The sequence below is a fragment of the Streptomyces sp. SID3343 genome, from assembly GCF_009865215.1.
Classification (GTDB): Bacteria; Actinomycetota; Actinomycetes; order Streptomycetales; family Streptomycetaceae; genus Embleya.
In genome coordinates this window covers 1-692 of record NZ_WWJX01001403.1, presented here as the reverse complement: position 1 = coordinate 692, position 692 = coordinate 1, and the positions used below count along the sequence as shown (strand labels likewise).

1 pseudogene is annotated in these 692 nt (G+C 71.0%); it reads left to right on the top strand.

The features are described from left to right. Positions 1 to 512: 512 nt before the first annotated feature. Positions 513 to 692: pseudogene (locus tag GT354_RS55235) on the top strand (protease); the annotation flags it as partial.

The window sequence follows — 692 nt, the reverse complement described above, 5'->3', positions numbered from 1 at the left end:
GGGGCGGGGCGGGCGGTTCTGGCGGTTCGGGGGCGGCTGGGCGTGGGGGGTTGGGCCACTCGCACCGCCCTTGCGCTTTCCGGTAGGGCTGCGGAATTCGGGCGACGGGGCGGCACGTCAGGCCGCTGGTTCGGGTCCGGGTTCGGGTCCGGGTTCGGGCCGGGTCGCGGGCCGAAGCCGGGCTCGGGTCGGGGTCGGGGTCCTGGGTCCGGTCCTGATCTCGGTCTTGGTCGACTCGCCGCTCGGATGCAACCGGCGGTGGATGGACCGAGAGTCGGCATGGACCGAGAGTCGGCAGCGGATCGGGCCTGAATCGACCATGAGTCGACCCCGGATCGGGCGCATTTTTCGGTTTCGACAGTCTTCGATCGTCTCTCGGCGGGGCCACGACCTGCGCGGATAACCCCCGCATAAGCAGGAGGGGTGCTCCGGGGCCCCCGCCCTTACGGTGTTCAGACAGGGCTTCGGGAACTCTGGGGACATCAACGATTCCGATGTGTGGGAGGACGACCGTGAGCGACGACCGCAACGTGACCGGCGGCGAAGTCGGTTCACCGGTTCCGGGGGAGGCCCACAACCCGTCTGCCGCAACCCCCGCAGTACCCGCCGAGCCCGTGGTTCGACCCGAGGTGCCGACCAAGCCCGTCGACGCACCGGTGGTGGGCCTCCCGCCGGCCGCGGGTGAGCCGTAC